Source organism: Lacticaseibacillus camelliae DSM 22697 = JCM 13995 (assembly GCF_001311195.1).
Taxonomy (GTDB): Bacteria; Bacillota; Bacilli; order Lactobacillales; family Lactobacillaceae; genus Lacticaseibacillus; species Lacticaseibacillus camelliae.
Map to the genome: position 1 here is coordinate 74,216 of NZ_BBAJ01000001.1, position 16,185 is coordinate 90,400.

General features: G+C 57.6%; 10 protein-coding genes and 6 pseudogenes. 9 read left to right on the forward strand and 7 right to left on the reverse strand.

Features of this window, described 5'->3' with window-relative positions; translation table 11 throughout:
• The first annotated feature begins 12 nt into the window (after nucleotides 1-12).
• The 3 genes and pseudogenes from JCM13995_RS00340 (at nucleotide 13) to JCM13995_RS00350 (ending at nucleotide 2,719) form a co-directional block, all read left to right on the forward strand.
• On the forward strand, nucleotides 13-357 hold the full coding sequence (locus JCM13995_RS00340) for a PTS lactose/cellobiose transporter subunit IIA (protein WP_054661375.1): 345 nt from the start codon (nucleotides 13-15) through the stop codon (nucleotides 355-357).
• A 343-nt stretch (nucleotides 358-700) separates the two neighbouring features.
• Nucleotides 701-2,144: pseudogene (locus tag JCM13995_RS00345) on the forward strand (6-phospho-beta-glucosidase).
• Nucleotides 2,145-2,329: 185 nt separating this feature from the next.
• Nucleotides 2,330-2,719: a DUF1093 domain-containing protein gene (locus tag JCM13995_RS00350; RefSeq protein ID WP_054661378.1), complete on the forward strand. Its 390-nt coding sequence runs from the start codon at nucleotides 2,330-2,332 to the stop codon at nucleotides 2,717-2,719.
• 26 nt (nucleotides 2,720-2,745) lie between these two features.
• On the opposite strand, the pseudogene treP reads toward JCM13995_RS00350, so the two are convergent.
• Together treP and JCM13995_RS00360 are read right to left on the reverse strand one after the other, a co-directional pair.
• Nucleotides 2,746-4,746, reverse strand: a pseudogene (gene treP / locus JCM13995_RS00355) (PTS system trehalose-specific EIIBC component).
• 179 nt (nucleotides 4,747-4,925) lie between these two features.
• A pseudogene (locus JCM13995_RS00360) lies at nucleotides 4,926-6,032 on the reverse strand (SLC13 family permease).
• A gap of 327 nt (nucleotides 6,033-6,359) precedes the next feature.
• On the opposite strand from JCM13995_RS00360, the pseudogene rlmH reads away from it, so the two are divergent.
• The 4 genes and pseudogenes from rlmH to JCM13995_RS00380 all read left to right on the forward strand — a co-directional run bounded on the left by rlmH (nucleotide 6,360) and on the right by JCM13995_RS00380 (nucleotide 9,601).
• Nucleotides 6,360-6,838 (forward strand): annotated as a pseudogene (rlmH, locus tag JCM13995_RS00365) (23S rRNA (pseudouridine(1915)-N(3))-methyltransferase RlmH).
• Nucleotides 6,839-6,986: 148 nt separating this feature from the next.
• The gene (locus JCM13995_RS00370; RefSeq protein WP_054661381.1) at nucleotides 6,987-7,400 is read left to right on the forward strand and encodes a pyridoxamine 5'-phosphate oxidase family protein; all 414 of its coding nucleotides are present in this window, start codon (nucleotides 6,987-6,989) and stop codon (nucleotides 7,398-7,400) included.
• 619 nt (nucleotides 7,401-8,019) lie between these two features.
• A complete protein-coding gene (locus tag JCM13995_RS00375; protein WP_054661384.1) occupies nucleotides 8,020-9,189 on the forward strand; it encodes an MFS transporter in 1,170 nt (389 codons plus the stop codon).
• Nucleotides 9,190-9,205: 16 nt separating this feature from the next.
• Nucleotides 9,206-9,601, forward strand: a complete 396-nt coding sequence (locus JCM13995_RS00380; RefSeq protein WP_054661387.1) for a UPF0158 family protein — start codon at nucleotides 9,206-9,208, stop codon at nucleotides 9,599-9,601.
• A gap of 13 nt (nucleotides 9,602-9,614) precedes the next feature.
• Here the strand turns inward: JCM13995_RS00380 and JCM13995_RS15315 are convergent, their stop codons facing one another.
• Both JCM13995_RS15315 and JCM13995_RS00385 read right to left on the reverse strand, forming a co-directional pair.
• Nucleotides 9,615-10,013 carry an MFS transporter gene (locus JCM13995_RS15315; RefSeq protein WP_225350603.1) on the reverse strand — a complete coding sequence of 133 codons (399 nt, stop codon included), beginning with the start codon at nucleotides 10,011-10,013 and terminating at the stop codon, nucleotides 9,615-9,617.
• Entirely contained in the window at nucleotides 10,001-11,005 is a 1,005-nt protein-coding gene (locus JCM13995_RS00385; protein WP_225350604.1) for an MFS transporter, read from the reverse strand. The genes JCM13995_RS15315 and JCM13995_RS00385 overlap by 13 nt, the downstream gene beginning before the upstream one ends.
• 252 nt (nucleotides 11,006-11,257) lie before the next feature.
• On the opposite strand from JCM13995_RS00385, the pseudogene JCM13995_RS17380 reads away from it, so the two are divergent.
• Nucleotides 11,258-12,512: pseudogene (locus JCM13995_RS17380) on the forward strand (NRAMP family divalent metal transporter).
• A 96-nt stretch (nucleotides 12,513-12,608) separates the two neighbouring features.
• Here JCM13995_RS17380 and JCM13995_RS00395 read toward each other — a convergent pair.
• The 3 genes from JCM13995_RS00395 to JCM13995_RS00405 all read right to left on the reverse strand — a co-directional run bounded on the left by JCM13995_RS00395 (nucleotide 12,609) and on the right by JCM13995_RS00405 (nucleotide 15,711).
• Nucleotides 12,609-13,325 (reverse strand): sulfite exporter TauE/SafE family protein, encoded by a 717-nt coding sequence (locus JCM13995_RS00395; RefSeq protein WP_054661390.1) that lies wholly within the window; start codon nucleotides 13,323-13,325, stop codon nucleotides 12,609-12,611.
• A 342-nt stretch (nucleotides 13,326-13,667) separates the two neighbouring features.
• Nucleotides 13,668-14,303, reverse strand: a complete 636-nt coding sequence (locus JCM13995_RS00400; protein ID WP_054661393.1) for a potassium channel family protein — start codon at nucleotides 14,301-14,303, stop codon at nucleotides 13,668-13,670.
• A 19-nt stretch (nucleotides 14,304-14,322) separates the two neighbouring features.
• Nucleotides 14,323-15,711, reverse strand: a complete 1,389-nt coding sequence (locus JCM13995_RS00405; RefSeq protein ID WP_054661396.1) for a TrkH family potassium uptake protein — start codon at nucleotides 15,709-15,711, stop codon at nucleotides 14,323-14,325.
• A gap of 118 nt (nucleotides 15,712-15,829) precedes the next feature.
• On the opposite strand from JCM13995_RS00405, the pseudogene JCM13995_RS00410 reads away from it, so the two are divergent.
• Nucleotides 15,830-16,185: pseudogene (locus JCM13995_RS00410) on the forward strand (hypothetical protein); the annotation flags it as partial.

Genomic DNA, 16,185 nt, shown 5'->3' on the forward strand with positions numbered 1-16,185 from the left:
TTGGAGAAGACAATGGCTGAAGAAGAACAAGATCAAAACATGGATGCAATCATGGGTCTCATTTTGAACGGCGGGAATGCGAAGAGTTCCGCTTTCGAGGCGATCCAGGCAGCCAAGAAGGGCGATTTTGAAACCGCCGACGCAAAGCTTAAAGAAGCTGACGGTTTCTTGGTTGATGCGCACAACTCACAGACCAAGATGTTGACTGCCGAAGCTAACGGCGAGCACGCCACGGTCACACTGCTGATGGTCCACTCACAGGACCACTTGATGACCAGCATTACGTTCCGTGATCTTGCGGGTGAGATCGTTGACCTTTACAAGCGCCTTGATGGTAAAAAAGTCGAGGACAACTAATCTTCGCATTGCACGGTGAAGGCTGGAACAGCGATGTTCCGGCTTTTTTTAGAAGGTGCGCAGGGTTCGCGAACTGAGCGGGATGGGTAGCCTAGCTCAGGGCATTGAAGCCGTACTTTGGCTTCGAGGCCCTGAGCGTAGCTGCTGCCGCATGTCAGCTTGTACGCGCAAAGCGCTACAAGCTGATCAAACCACTCCCGCGTTGCGAACTCGTAGCCCAGTTAGAAGGTGCGCAGGCTTGGCGGTCTTAGCCCGGAGATTAGCCGCCAGAGCCCAGTTAGAAGCCGGACGCACTTCGCACTCATGCGCCCAATTATAGATAAACGTGAGGAGTTTCAGACCAATGACAAAAGGATACAAAATGCCAGAAGACTTTCTCTGGGGCGGCGCGATTGCTGCGCACCAGGCTGAAGGCGGCTGGCAGGAAGGCGGCAAGGGTGTCAGCATTGCCGACACCATGCGCGCCGGGGAAAACGGCGTGGCTCGCATTGAGGATGACCAGGTCTTAGACGGCCAGGTCTACCCGAACCACTGGGGCGTCGAGTTCTACTCGCACTACAAAGAAGACATCAAGCTGTTTGCCGAAATGGGGATGACGGCGTTTCGGACGTCCATCGCCTGGACGCGGATCTATCCGAACGGCGACGAGGACGTGCCCAACGAGGCCGGCCTGAAGTTTTACGATGACCTGTTTGCGGAGCTGCACAAGTATAACATCGAGCCGATCGTGACCCTGTCGCACTTTGAGATGCCGCTGCACTTGGTCAAGGCGTATGGCGGGTTTGGCAGCCGCAAGGTCGTCGACTGCTTCACCAAGTTTGCCGAGACCTGCTTCCGGCGCTACCACAACCAGGTGAAGTACTGGATGACCTTCAACGAGATCAACAACCAGACGTCCTGGCGCGACCCGCACCCGCTACTGCAAAACTCCGGTCTGATTCTAGGCAAGGGCGACAACTGGGAAGAAAAAAAATGTTTCAGGCGGCGCACCTCGAGTTTGTCGCCGCGGCCCAGGCCGTGCAAATCGGCCATGCGATCGACCCGACGCTGCAAATCGGCGACATGATCGCCTTCAACCCGATTTACCCGTTGACCGCCCGGCCGGAAGATGTGATGTACTGCCAGCGCGCGATGAATTACCGTTACTACTTCGGTGACGTCATGGCGCTGGGCGAGTACCCGGCTTGGCTCAAGAAGTACTGGGCGAAGAAAGGCTACGACATTGGTATCACGCCGGCAGACGAGGCCATCATCAAGGCCGGCACCGCGGACTTTGTGGGCTTTTCCTACTACAACTCCGCCGTGGTCAAGTACAGCGACGATAATCCGGATATGGACTTTGACGAATTTAAAAATGACACCAAGAATCCTTACGTGCCGCGTTCTGACTGGGGCTGGCAGATTGACCCGGTTGGGCTTCGTTACAGCCTGAACTGGATGACGGCGCGCTGGCACAAGCCGATGATGATCGTTGAAAACGGCTTTGGCGCCTTCGATAAGGTCGAAGCCGACGGCAGCATTCACGACGATTACCGCATCAAGTACCTGGCCGACCACTTGCTGCAGGCGGAAAAGGCGGTCGCCGAAGACGGCGTCGACTTGCTCGGCTACTGCCCGTGGAGTGCCATCGACATCGTTTCGGCGTCCACCGGCGAAATGAAGAAGCGTTACGGCTTCATTTACGTCGATGCCGATGATCAGGGGCATGGCAGCTGGAAACGCAGCCGCAAAGACTCCTTCAACTGGTATAAAAAAAAGTCATCGCCAGTCGCGGCGAAGACCTTTAGGCAGTCAAAATGACGCTCGGTTTCGCATTCGTGCGGAACCGGGCGCTTTTTGCTGAAAAAAATCATTCCTAGGCCCATCCGCATCTCGACCTCAAGTCCCATGAGTTAGAGTGCTTCACCCTGTAAACTATTGGGTGAAAGGGGCGAGTGGGATGAAACGGGCATGCTGCAATGTGGGGGCACTGATGATCATTATGGCGGTGATTTTGTTTGGCGCGCCGCTATTCACCCGTGATCAGCCCACAGAGGCGGCCGGCATGTTGGACCGGTATAATCCTGTCCTGCCACAAGAAACCGTGTACGTGGCCACTGGCGGCTGCTCAGTGGAATGGGTTGCTAATGCGCATGGTGGCCGCGATTATCGCTACCGCCTGCCGAGCTACTCCCGGGACGGCCGTGAACGCAAGCTGCTGCTGCAAGTAACAGATAAACCGCTGGCCCCGCATGCCTATCTAGCAGTGCGCAGCAAGGGGCAGACGGTCTTGTCGTGGCGCCGCGTGAAAGCCAGCCAGATCCCGGTGGCCGCCCGCCACCGGTTAGTCTCAGGCGCACAGAAAAACCCGGATCGTCAGTGATCCGGGTTTTTGGTGTCCAGCGCTTGCTACAACGCCGGTTCCGCTTTGGGACGCGGCGTCGTTTCCGGCAGGGCGGCGGTTTGTGCTTCAGCCACCGGATCGCCGCTTTCGTGCGGGCCGGAGGTCAACAGTCTGAATTCAGCGAGTTGGTCTGAGTTGGTGATCACCACGATCACCTCTGGGGAATAGCCAGCGGCCTTGACCGCCTCAATGTCCATGAAGGCTAAGCGCGTGCCGGGTTGGACCGCGTCGCCTGGCTGCACGTGCACCGTGAACGGTGCCCCTTTTAAGGCCACCGTGTCGAGTCCCATGTGGACCAGGACTTCAAGGCCGTTTGGCATCTGGATCCCGATGGCGTGTTTGGTGTCGAAGATGCGGTCACGGTGCCGACCACAGGGGAGCTGATGCGCCCTTCCGTCGGGTCAACGGCGAACCCTTCGCCCATCATGTTCTGGGCAAAAACCTGGTCCGGGACGGCGGTCAGTGGGAGCACGTTGCCTGTTGCAGGGGCGTATAGCCGGTCAAACTCAGGCTTTCAATGGTTGTAGCCAGCGGCTGTGGGGCAGGGGCGTCATTTTCGTCAATGATCTCGCCTGTTGCTTCGTCCACGGCCTCGATCTTGTTCAGCGCCGGCACTTTGCGTAAAACAAAGGTGAGAATGAACGGAATGGCAACGGCGATGACCATGCCGATGGCAAAAATCCCGATGTACTGACCCACGATGGAGAGAATCCCAGGCAAGCCGCCAACGCCGATCGAGTAGGCGCGAACGCCCATGATGGTGACGAACATGCCGGCGATGCCGGAGCCAATGATCGCCGCGATGAACGGGTAAACGTACTTCAGGTTGATCCCGAACATCGCCGGTTCCGTCACGCCAAGGTAGGCCGAAATCGTCGCCGGCACTGAAATGCCTTCCTCCTGCTTGTTGCCCCGGTGCGCGATCGCCACCGCCAGGGTCGCCGAGCCTTGCGCAATGTTAGACAGGGCGATCATCGGCCAAAGATTGGTCGACCCATAGGTGGAAATGAGCTGCGCGTCGATCGCCAGCGTGGTGTGATGCAGCCCTGTAATCACGACCGGTGCGTACAGCAGCCCGAAGGCCAGGCCGAACAGCCAGCTGAAGCTGCTGGTCAAGCCGGCGTTCACGATGTTTGACAGCCCGTCGCCGACCCACCAGCCGAAGGGGCCAAGGACGACGTGCGCGATCAGGATCGTTGGCAGCAGTGAGAACAGCGGCACGAAAATCATCGAGACGGCTTGCGGGATGTGCTTGCGGAAGAAGCGTTCCAGGTACACCAGCATGAACCCGGCCAGCATGGCGGGGATGACTTGGGCCTGATAGCCGATCATGTTGACCTGGGCAAAGCCGAAGTCCCAGAACGGAATGTCAGCGGCTGCCGTGCTGTTCACCGCGTAGGCGTTAAGCAGCTGCGGGGACACCAGCGTGATCCCCAGCACGATCCCGAGGATCTGCGTGGTGCCCATTTTACGGGTGATCGACCAGGTGATGCCGACCGGAAGAAAGTGGAAAATGGCTTCGCCGGGCAGCCACAGAAAGGCGTTGACCCCACTCCAGAACTGCGATTGTTCAACGATGGTCGAGCCGCCGAATTGCACCCCTTCCAGGATGTTTCGGAAGCCGAGGATCAACCCACCGACAATGATGGCGGGCAGTAGCGGCGTAAAAATCTCGGCCAGCGTGGCTACCGCGCGCTGCACCACGTTCTGGTGTGTTTTGGCGGCGGCCTTCGTGTCTTCCTTGCTGGCGCCGGTCAGGCCGGAGACTTGGACGAAATCATTGTAGAATTCCGGGACCTCGTTGCCGATGATGACCTGGAATTGTCCAGCGTTCGTGAACATGCCGCGCACGGCCCCAATTTTTTTTCGATGGCCGGCTTATCCGCCAAGGCGTCGTCTTTGAGGACGAACCGCATGCGTGTGGCACAGTGCATGAATGATGCCACATTCTTGGCACCGCCCAGCGCTGTGAGGAGTTGCTTGGCATCGGACTCATATTTTCCCATAATGTCCTCCTTGCGAATTAAAATAATAGCTTCGGTTAACTTTAGCTTATCTAACTCGGCATTCTTACCGCAACTAATAAGCTGCTGTCAGGGAAAAATACAATAGTTCGCGCCATTCCTCTTAAAAAACAGGACAAAAAAGTCGCGGTGAGCCGCGACGAAGTAAAGCACATTTTCATTTAGTAAACAAAATCGAGGATCAGCCAGCCCATGCCGGCTAGGACGATCAGCCAATCACGTTGAAGGCGAGAAAGCCGATCAGGAACTTGCCGGCATGGTGATTGCCCCAAGTGGCGTATTCCTTATACACCAGCAGGTTGCACATTGAGCCGACCACGGAGCCCAGGCCCCCGATGTTGGACCCCAGGAAGAGCGCCGCAGCGTAGTGGGTAAATTTCCCGATCAGCACGGTCGACGGCACGTTAGAAATTAGCTGGCTGGTGAGGATCGAAGTCAGGAAGACGGAGTGCGGCGAGCTGACCAGCCCAGAGATCAGGTTGACCACCCACGGCAACTGCTGCAAGACGGACACAATGACGAAGAAGCCGGCGAAGGTCAGGACAATTGCGTAGTCGACTTTTTTTCATAATCGTCTTGTTGTAAAGCACCGCCAGCAGGATCGCCGCAACGGCGCCAATATAAGACGGGATAAACTTGAGCACCCCGGCAAAAATGAACAGTGCCACGATTGCGGTGATCACTGTCGGCCGCGTTTGGATGTGGATATCCTGGAAGCCGACGGCGGGCAGAGGGATTTTTTTGACGAACAGGGTGAAACCCAGCAGGAGAATGATCGACGCAATCAGCAGTGGGATCGACCAGCTGAAGAATTCGCCGATCCCAATCGTGTAGTGACTCATCAGGAAAATGTTGTGCGTGTTGCCAAACGGGGTGAAGGCACTCCCAAAGTTGGCCGCCATCCGATCAGTGTGACTGGTAGGATCTCAGGCAGCTTGTATTTTTTTGGCGATTTCAAGGTACAGCGGAATGAGGGTGATCACCGTGACGTCGTTGGTCAAGAACATGGCGGCGACGATGGCGAGCCCCAAAAACATCAGTAGCAGCTGGCGTGAATCAGCGGCCAAACTGGTCAGACGGTAGGCAAAATAATCAAGGACATGCAGGTACTCGAAGATTTGGATGACGGTCATCATCCCGAGGATCGACCAGAGAGTATCGAAGCTGATATCGGCAAGCTTCGGCCTGGCCGCGAACAAGCTCAGCACTACTAGGAACGCGGTGATCTGCAGCACCCGGTCCTTTGCAATGTTTTTGATTACAGTCATAAGTTTACACGCTCCAAAAGTGACTCAACTCTTCTATTTTGCGCTTATTTTGCGGACCGTATAACGGGGACCGTGTAAAACTCGTGTAAAGACCGAAGATTGAAAAAAAACTGCATGTGAAGGGAAAAAACGTGTAAGAAACGGCAACAAAAAGCCGAAATGTGGGCATTTCAATTTTTCATAGCAACAAGACATGCCATGAACAATGTCATGGGTGGTGTGTAAAAAAACACCAAATAAATCGTTACATTGTCCTTGAGTAATGAACACTGCGGCCATTTTGACGGGCGGTGGTTTCGGGTATACTTGCTTTGAGGGGTGACGCGTATGAACATCAAAGTGATTGGAGTCGGCAAGCTCAAAGAGAAGTACTTTAAGGACGGGATTGCCGAATACCGCAAGCGACTGGACAAGTTTGCGAAGGTGCAGATTGTTGAAGTCGCCGATGAAAAAGCCCCGGAGTCGCTATCCGAGGCGGAGATGGCGCATGTCAAAGAGGTTGAGGGCGAGCGGATCCTCGCCAAAATCAAGGACAAGGAGTGGGTCATCGCCTTGGCAATCGAAGGCAAGCAGCGCGCCAGTGAGGTGTTCGCCAAGGAGCTTGAGGACCTCGGCACATACGGCCACTCCGATATCACGTTTGTCATCGGGGGTTCTTTGGGGCTGTCGCCGGCCGTGATGAAGCGCGCCGATGACACGCTGAGCTTCGGCAAGCTGACCATGCCGCACCAGTGATGCGGCTGGTGCTTATGGAGCAGATCTACCGGGCGTTCATGATTCAGATCGGGAGCCCGTACCATAAGTGATTTGGTCTCTAGCAGCCCCAAGATGCTCGATTAGTGAATGTGACACGGCGGCCGCGACGCTTGTATTCTCCGACGTAACCGCTTACCATTTATATAGACGAACGAATGAAGCTCGCCCGAAAATGTAACTGATATTGGAGGGATTTTTTTGGCTAATACAGAAGATCTAGAGAGAATCTTTAACGCGTCATCACAAATTGCGGTTGCGACGTTGACGGAAGACGGCACCGCGCCGGATGTCCGCATCGTCCTCGGCGTTTACGATAAAGCCAACAACCAGGAGCTGTTCATGACGGCCGCCAACGCGGAAAAGGTTGCAGAAATCAGCAAACACAGTCAGGCATCGTTTGCGACGCCGCAGTTTGGCAGCAATGATGTGGCCCGCGTCCGCAAGGCGACGGTCGAGAAAATCGACCCAACCCCTGAGCAGCTGGCCTTGTACAACGCGAAGTACCCGCAAACTGCGAAGTACGCCGCGCACTCTGACTTCTTCGCCCTGAGTTTTAAGCAGGCGGAAGTCACGATCGGCGGGGAAAACTCGACGGTTGAGGTTGATGACTAAGGACGCCAGATACGCGCATTCGTCATCAAGCAGGCGGGTTGCTTGAGATAGAGGATGCTTCTGCGATTTTCTTTCTCTCGTGAGTTTCGCCCATGTTATTCTCTGAGTATCGAAAAGGCGGCACGCCATTCAGCACGTCGCCCTGCAGACCGCTAAAGACGGTTGGCATTTAGTTTGAATAGTCGAAGACCGCTAAACCTCCTGCCAGAAATTTAGCGGTCTTTTTCTTGCCGCCGATTGTTTGGGTGATGACGATGGTCAGGTGGATAAAGACAAGATGAAACTCGAAGTACTAAACATAAGCGTTATCGCATCAGCAACGGACAATCAGGCACTTCCTTCCCATCGGTGAGTGATTCATGTGCATCCGTACACCTCACTGTGGTCTGGATTTACCAACCGTTTTCAACTTTCTGCTCGCCCGGTTTAGCATGCCCGGAAGACCGATATCATGGGGATGCGATGATGGTTTCAGGTGAAACAAATGGTAAAGCCCGTGGGGATAAGGGGCTTTTCGTCCCACCATCATGACACCAGTGACGAAGTAGTCACACTGAAACCGTTGACACTGCTTGCCACTCCGCTAGAATTACCAGTATTGACGCATACGGAGGGGCATATGTTTTCTTTACTGTTGGGGATCATTTATTTAGCGTTTATTAGCCTGGGCCTGCCTGATTCCTTAATTGGGGCCGGGTGGCCGGCGATGCACACGCAACTGGGCGTGCCAACCAGTTACGTCGGGATCATCACCATGCTGATTTCGGCAGACACGATTATTTCCAGCTTGATGTCGGACCGCCTGACGCGACGGTTTGGGGCGGGCAAGGTCACGGCGGCCAGTGTGGCGACGACTGCGCTTGCACTGTTTGGCTTTTCGCTGTCGCCCAGTTTCATTTGGCTTTGCGTCTGGGCGGTGCCGTACGGGCTCGGAGCCGGCGCCGTGGATGCGGCGCTGAACAACTATGTCGCACTGCACTACAAGGGCCGCCAGATGAACTGGCTTCACTGCTTCTGGGGTGTGGGCGCGGCCATCAGCCCGAACGTGATGAGCTACGCCCTGACCCACCAGCTGGGGTGGCAGTCCGGGTATCGCATCATCGGCATCATCCAGGTGGTGCTGACCTTTATCTTGATCGCGAGTCTCCCGCTGTGGGCCAAACCGCAAACCGCGGCAAGTGAAAAGGGAGCCAGCGCACCGTTGAAGATTGGCCAGTTGTTGCAACTGCCCGGCGTCAAGCAGGTCCTCGTCGCCTTTTTCGCCTACTGCTCCCTGGAGGCCACTGCCGGCATCTGGGCCGCCAGTTACCTGGTTCAGGCCCGTGGGGTCGCCGTGACGACGGCCGCGCGGTTTGCCGCGCTGTTTTACATTGGCATCACGGTGGGCCGCTTTCTGTCGGGTATCATCGCCGATCAGCTGGGTGACCGCCGGATGCTGGGGCTCGGCACGGGGATCATGCTCGTGGGGGTCCTGCTGATTCTGTTGCCACTGCCGGTTATCTCCGCGCTGGTTGGTCTCGTGGTGTTCGGCGTGGGGTGTGCGCCCATTTACCCGACGATTATTCACGAAACGCCGCACTCCTTTGGCGCGGACCACTCACAGGCGGTGATCGGGCTGCAAATGGCGTCGGCGTATGTCGGTTCGACCTTTGCGCCGCCGCTGTTTGGCTTGCTGGCCGGCGCGGTGTCCATCGGGTTGTATCCCGTGTATATTCTGGCCTTCACGGTGTTGATGGCCGGGGTGCTGATCTGGCAGACCTGGCTGATGCGTGCGCGGGCTGACAATTAGCAAAGAAGGCGATTTGATGCCGATCAAATTAGGTGCGGTCAGTGAGGCCATCGAGATGACTGATGATGAGTTAGAGTTTCTTTACGACCGCAAGACGGAAACCATCATCCGGGTGCCCGATGACGACGAAGCAGAGGCCCCTTTTGAAGCGGACGAAGCGCGTTATGTCACGCTGCCGACGCAGTACGAAAGGGATGATTACCAGTTGATGACCCGGTTTACCGACGAGGTCGCCACTGCTCTGCAGCGGCCGCAACTCGAACAAACCCTGCATGGTCATGGGGTGTTTCGGCGGTTTCGGCGCGCACTCGAGGCGTTGGGGCTGGTAGATCAATGGTACGAGTTTCAGGGCACTGCTTATCAGCAGCTGGCTAAGCGGTGGTGCCAGGCGAATCACATTGAGTATGTATGACCGGCCGGACTGATCAAAGTCCGGTCTTTTTCTTTTTGGCCACCCACAGTCCGGTACCCAGAATGGCAACGGCGACCCCAAACAGGAGCCAAAAGTCTATTTGGCTGCCGTTAACGGTGGCCGCGATGGTGCTCGAGTGCAGCGTCTTGGCGGCAATTACCGCAGACATCAGGCTCGTGCCTAGCGAGCCGGCAAATTGCTGCATCATACTGAACATGGAGTTTTGATCCGCTTTTTGCGGGCCTGCGACTTGCAGACTGGCGTCGGACACGGCGGTGCCAAAGCCGCTGTTGAATCCGACTCGCAAGACCATGTAAAGCGCGGCAATCACGCCGATGGTGAAGTGGTGAGTCAGCGTGGCAAACAGCAGCATCGCCAGCGCAGCGAGGCTGGCACTGGTTAAGAGTGGCATCGTGCGCCGCGGCGGTCGTAGATTTTACCGGCAAGCGGCGCCACGATGGCCCCAACTAAAGCGCCTGGCAGCAGCATCAAGCCTGCGCTCATCGGCGATGCGTGCAGGACGTCTTGAGCAAACAGGGGCAGGACGAACGACAGGCCAATATTGATCAGCTGGAGGCCGAAGTACTGAAGCAGGCGCTGCCGCAACACACCATTTTTCAAAATACTGTAATCAAACAGGTGGCGCTGACCGCGGCGGGCGTACCAAGTCATGCTGGCGACCAACAACATCGCGACAAACATGCTCATGCCAAAATTGGCGCTGATCCAGCCGTGAGTGCCGGCTAGGTTGAGCGTCCAGACCAGGCTGGTGAACGTGATCCCCAGCAGCGCGAGGCCCCCAAAATCAAACTGCTGACCCTGAGTGCCCAGCGCCGCGCCGTGCAGGCCATACGCGCCGAGCAGGGTGGCAGCGACCAGCACTGGCAGGATGCCAATAAAAATGGCACGCCAGGACCACAGGCTGGTCAAGATTCCCCCATACGTGGGACCAAGCGCCGGCGCCAGCGAGACGATGACACTGGCCAGTCCGGTCCAAAGCCCGATTTGCTTGAAGGGGATGCGGGTGAAGACGAGCTGAAACATGAGTGGGGTGGCGATCCCGGTCGCAACGGCCTGAAGCATGCGGCCCGCCAGCAGCAGTGCAAAGTTAGGCGCGACCATGGCCGTGATCGTGCCAGCAAGGCTCATCAGGTCGGCAAAGAAGAATAGGCGGCGAAAGGTGAACCGCTTGAGGACAAAGGCCGTGCTGCTCATCACGATGGTCACGAGCAGCAGGTAGGCCGTGGTCAGCCACTGCACTGTCGCTAGGCTGACGTGCATGGTACGCATCAGGGTGGGGAACGTGACGGTCATTGACGTTTCCACCAGAATACCGATGAATGACAACAGGCCAGCGGCCAGAATCGAGACCTTTGTTTTAACGGGAACTGTGTTTGATTGCATAAAAAATACCACCTTCGTTGGAATGACTGCAGGAACGGTTATTCCATCTATTGGTAGTAGACGATCGCAATAAACGCTGCGGAGACTTAAATTCACTTCAGTGTAGCGCAATTGGCGCGGTTTTGTAAGCAAAAAAAGGGGTACCCGGGGGCCGCCGCAATTGTTGATGTTTGCTCCAAATGACCGGTGGTCTCGTAGTACAATGAGCCTATGTTTTGACTCGCGGCATTGGCCGCCAGGAGCGGAGTGGCAATTATCGAAAGAAATGAGAAATCATCAAAAACGGCTAGACGTGGTCGGGGGTGGCTCGCCGTCTGGGGCCCTGGCCTGCTGGTCATGCTGGCCGATACGGACGCGGGGTGCCTCATCACGGCCGCCCAATCCGGGGCGCAGTGGGGCTACACCATGGTGTTGCCGCAGCTGGTCCTGATCCCGGTCTTGTTCATGGCGCAGGAAATGACCGTGCGGCTGGGGATTGTCACCCAGGAAGGCCACGGCACGCTGATCCGCCAGTATTTTGGCCGCGGCTGGGCGTGGCTCGCGGCTGCGACGTTAGGAATTTCTGCCGTCGGGGCGCTGTTGACCGAGTTCATCGGCATCGCTGGCGTTGGCGAGTTGTTTGGTGTGTCTAAGTGGATCACGATTCCGATCGCGACGGCGTTTCTGGTCGGGATCGCCTTTTTAGGTGAGTATCGCCGGGTGGAAAAAATCGGCGTCATTGTCGGCCTGGCTGAGTTTGCATTTGTCATCGCCATGGTCATGGCGAAACCGCAGCTCGGTGATCTGATGCGCGGCCTGGTCACGGTGCTTGGCAGAGCAGCAGTTACATTTACCTCGTGGCGGCCAACGTCGGTGCGGTCATCATGCCATGGATGCTGTTTTACCAGCAAGGTGCAGTAGTGGACAAGCATCTGACCCCGGCGGACATTCCCCAAGAGCGCCGCGACACTGCGGTTGGAACGCTGATTACGCAGGCGATTATGATTGTGTTCATCGTGACGTTCGCGGCAACCGTAGGCAAGCACGGCGGCAGCGGTGCGTTTGCGACGGTGGGACAAATGGCCGGCGCACTAGCGCCTTACTTGGGTCGCTGCCGGCCTACCTACTGATTGGGACCAGCCTGCTGGGCGGGTCGCTGGTCGCCGCCCTGGTGGTCGCCTTAGCCGGCACCTGGGGGCTGACCGAAGTGCTTGGCTGGCCGCACAGTTTGAACGAGCCGTTCAACCGCAAAAGCGCGGGCTTTTACCTGATTTACATCGGGGCGCATGTGATCGGTGCCGTGCTGGTGCTCGCGAACATTCAGCTGGTGGATCTGGCAGTCACCGTCGAGGTGATCAACGCGCTGCTCGTGCCGATTGTTCTGGGGTTCCTGCTGCTGCTCGAAGCCAAGGCGCTGCCGGATAAATACCGGATGCACGGCTGGTACCGGGTGATCGCCACGACACTGTGCCTGCTGGTGATGGCCTTTGGGCTGTACATGGTCGGGCCGATGACGCATCTGTGGTAGTGTTTTGAGGCACCAGACGGTAAAAACCGCATCAACCGAGCACGCCCCTATACTGAAGGACGGAGCTGGTTGGTGCGCTTTTTCGTTGCAACGGAGTCAGAAGAACAGGTAATACAGCCCGCTGAGGCCGATGAAGCCGTAAATCAGCGGCTTGATCTGGGCCAGGCTCCACTTAGCTGACAAGCGAGAGGCGACCAGCGTGCCCAGGGTGGCCGCGATGATGCCACCGATGATGTAGGGGATGGCCGAGGCCGTGATGATGCCGGAAGCCACGCGCACGCTGGTGATGTAAACCGTGTCCATCAGGAAGAACCCCTGCAGGTTGCCCATGTAGGTCGGCACCGAGGTCGACAGCGAGAGAAAATACAGCGCCATCAGCGGCCCGCCAATGCCGAACAACCCGTTGAAAAAGCCTGAGATCACCATGAAGCCAACCGCAATGTACCAGGGGTAGCGCCGGTCACCTGCGTTTTTGGCGAGAATGAAGTACAGCGCAAGCGCGACCAGCAGCACGCCCAGCATCAGCCGCAGCACATGGGTGTCCAGCAGCTTACCGAGATGGACCGACCAAGTGGCCACAGTGGCGTAGAACAGGAACGGACCGATCACCTGCTTGAAGTGAAAATCTTTTCGGTAGCGCCATGCCAAGCTGGCGGTGCAGCTCAGCATGATCACGCCGCCCAGTCCTGCTGCCTCGGCGATGGGCAAAATTGCCGGGAAGAAAATCATCATGATGATCACCGAGCCAAAGCCGGTAATGCCTTGCACGAGCGCCGCGAAAAACGCGGGGATGAGAATGAGCAGCCAATCCACGCCAAAGCCTCCTAACCCAATTACGTCCAGTGTGGGCAACCGGCGCGGCGGTGTCAATAGGGTGGCGGGCCTGGCGTGTTCACGTTCTGCTTGCAACTGTTTGTCATCGTGGTACAGTAAAAATATCTTTAAAACCAAAGCGAGGTAAACGACATGACATATGACTTGAAGCTGAGCGAAGCCGATTTGCAAATGATCGAGGACTGCCACTCAAAGAACCCGTCCATCGTCAAGGCGTGCGAAGAAGCGCGCAAGGCAGCCAAGTAACACCTGCCCGGTCAAAATAATTTTCAAAAGTAGCGGCCCCACACCGGCGATTTTCGCCAGGCGTGGGGCCGTTTGCTATTTGGTGTTCACCGTTAGGAGCACATCGTCTGCCGCTAAAATGGTGCTAGGCGCCACCGGAATCTGAGGGCGGCCAGCGCGGATCAGGGCCAGGATCTCGAGACCGGCGGTGCGGCGGATATCCGCCTGGGCCAGGGTCTTGCCCACCCACTGGGGGTCAGGCCGGCGCTCGGTGATGTTGACGCCGGGGATTTGATCAAATACATCGAGAATATTGGCGTTGACCAGCGTGTGAGCGATTTTGGCCCCCATTTCCACTTCCGGGAGCACGACCTGGTCGGCCCCAATCCGGGTCAAGATCTTGGCCTGACGTGCGTCCAGCGCCTTGACCACAACGCGCCGGCAGCCGCGTTCCTTGGCCATCATGGTGGCCATGACGCTTGCCTCGAACTGCTCGCCCATGGCAAACACGGCGACGTCGAAGTGTTCAATGGCGACGCGTTGAAGAAAGCCGTCGTCGCTGGCATCCCCGACGACGGCCTGATCGACCTGGTCGGCAACCGCCTCAACGCGGGCCGGCTTGCGGTCGGCCGCGAGGATCTCGACGTCGTTTTCCGCCAGGTGGGCGACAATGCTGGTACCAAAGCGGCCGAGGCCGAAGATGGCGAACGTGCGAGCTTGGACGGTTTTCATTGCGGGCTCCTTTCTGCAATCAGCCGACGAAAAGGGTGGCAGCAGGGTAGTCGGCGGGGTGGGTCGCGCCGGATTGACGGGCGTTCAGGGCAATCGCAAGCGTCAGCGGTGACAGCCGGCCGATGAACATGCAGGCGGCGATGGTGAGTTTGCCAGCTGTCGACAGGTACGGCGTGAGGCCGGTGGTGAGCCCGACTGTGCCCGTGGCGCTGGTCGCCTCAAAAATCAGGTCGAGCAGCTGCGGCCGGAAGACGCTGTTTGCTTCCGTGAAATGGAGGACCAAAACGGCGCTGGCAATCACGGCGAACAGCGCGAAGAACACGGCTAGGGCCCGTTGCAGCAGTGCTAGCGGGATTCGGCGGCCAAAAATCACGATTCCGGCGTGGCCGCGCAGCCCCGAGACCACCGCGGCAACCAGCAGGGCCAGCGTGATGGTTTTGACCCCACCGGCCGTGCCTGCCGGCGAGCCGCCGATGAACATCAGCCCGCAGGCGATCAGCTTGCTTAACGGGGTGAGCTGGCCTTGGTCGAAGGTCGCAAAGCCGGCCGTGCGCAGGGTCACGGCCTCAAATGCCGCCGTCAGCCATTTGGTCGGGGTGGTCAGGCGACCCAGCGAACCGCATTGGTGCCACTCCAGCAGCGCGAAAAGCAAGGTCCCGGTCGCTGTCAGGAGCACGCTGGTCAGGCAAACCAGCTTGGCGTTGACGCTGAGATGATGCACGCGCCGGCGCAGGGGACGACTGTCGTTTTTCACCATGCGTTTGAGTTCGTACAGGACGGGAAAACCCAGCCCGCCCAGCGTGATCAGGGCCATCACGGTCAGACTGATGAGCCAGCTGTCCTGAAAATCGGCAAGGGAGTTTTGGCCGATAACGTCAAACCCAGCGTTGCAAAAAGCGGAGACGGCGTGGAACACGCCGTACCACAGCGCTTCACCCACTGTGTAACCGCGATTTGCCGTCAGCAAGCCGACGGTGAGAAGGACCGCGCCGCCGCTTTCAATCACAACCGTGTAGCGTAGGACCTGGCGGACCAGCTTGCTCATGCCCCCCAGTGAGTCCTGATTGAACAGGGTCTGGATGGCCAAACGCTGGCGCAGGCCGATGCGCCGGCGGAAGAGCAGAAGGCTGCCGGTGACGACAGTGATGAAGCCGATGCCACCCAGCTGAATCAGGCCAAGGATCACGAGTTGGCCGAACAGGGTCCACTGCTGCATGGTGTTGACCACCACGAGCCCGGTCACGCAGCTGGCGCTGGTGGCGGTGAACAGTGCCGTGAGCCAGCCGCTTGACTGGCCGCTTTGGCTGGCCCAAGGCAGCGCTAATAGCGCCGTGCCAAGGGCGATCATCGCAGCAAAACTGACCAGGATCGCCTGCGGGGCGGAGAGGTGCCAGTGCCGTTTGCGCATTGTGGGCTCCTTTCTAAAGCGGTTACTTTCACTTTAGCAAAGTGGCCCTGGAAAAGCATTGCCGGCGTCTTGGCTTGTGCTATATTGGAACGTAACTGGGCATAAAGAGGGGCGGATCGTGGCAAAACAAAACGGGGTCATTTCTCAGCAGCCACCGGCGTTCAAGCTGATGGCGCTGGGGTCATTAGGCACAGGCTTTGCGACTTACGCCGTGAGTGCGATCATGATTCTTTACCTTTACGAGCCGCTGCATCTCGGCGGCTTGGGGTTGGACCGCATCACCGCCACGCAGATCATGGCGGTGTTCTCATCACTGGGGTACGTGGCGGGGATCGCCGGCAGTTACGCGGCCGACCGGCTGGTGGGCTTGCGCAAGCCCTACCTGTACGGCACACTGCTGAAAATTTCGCGATCGCGCTGCTGGCCGTTCCGCACGGCGGTCGGTTGCTGTTTTTTGCCAGCTTGGTCCTACAA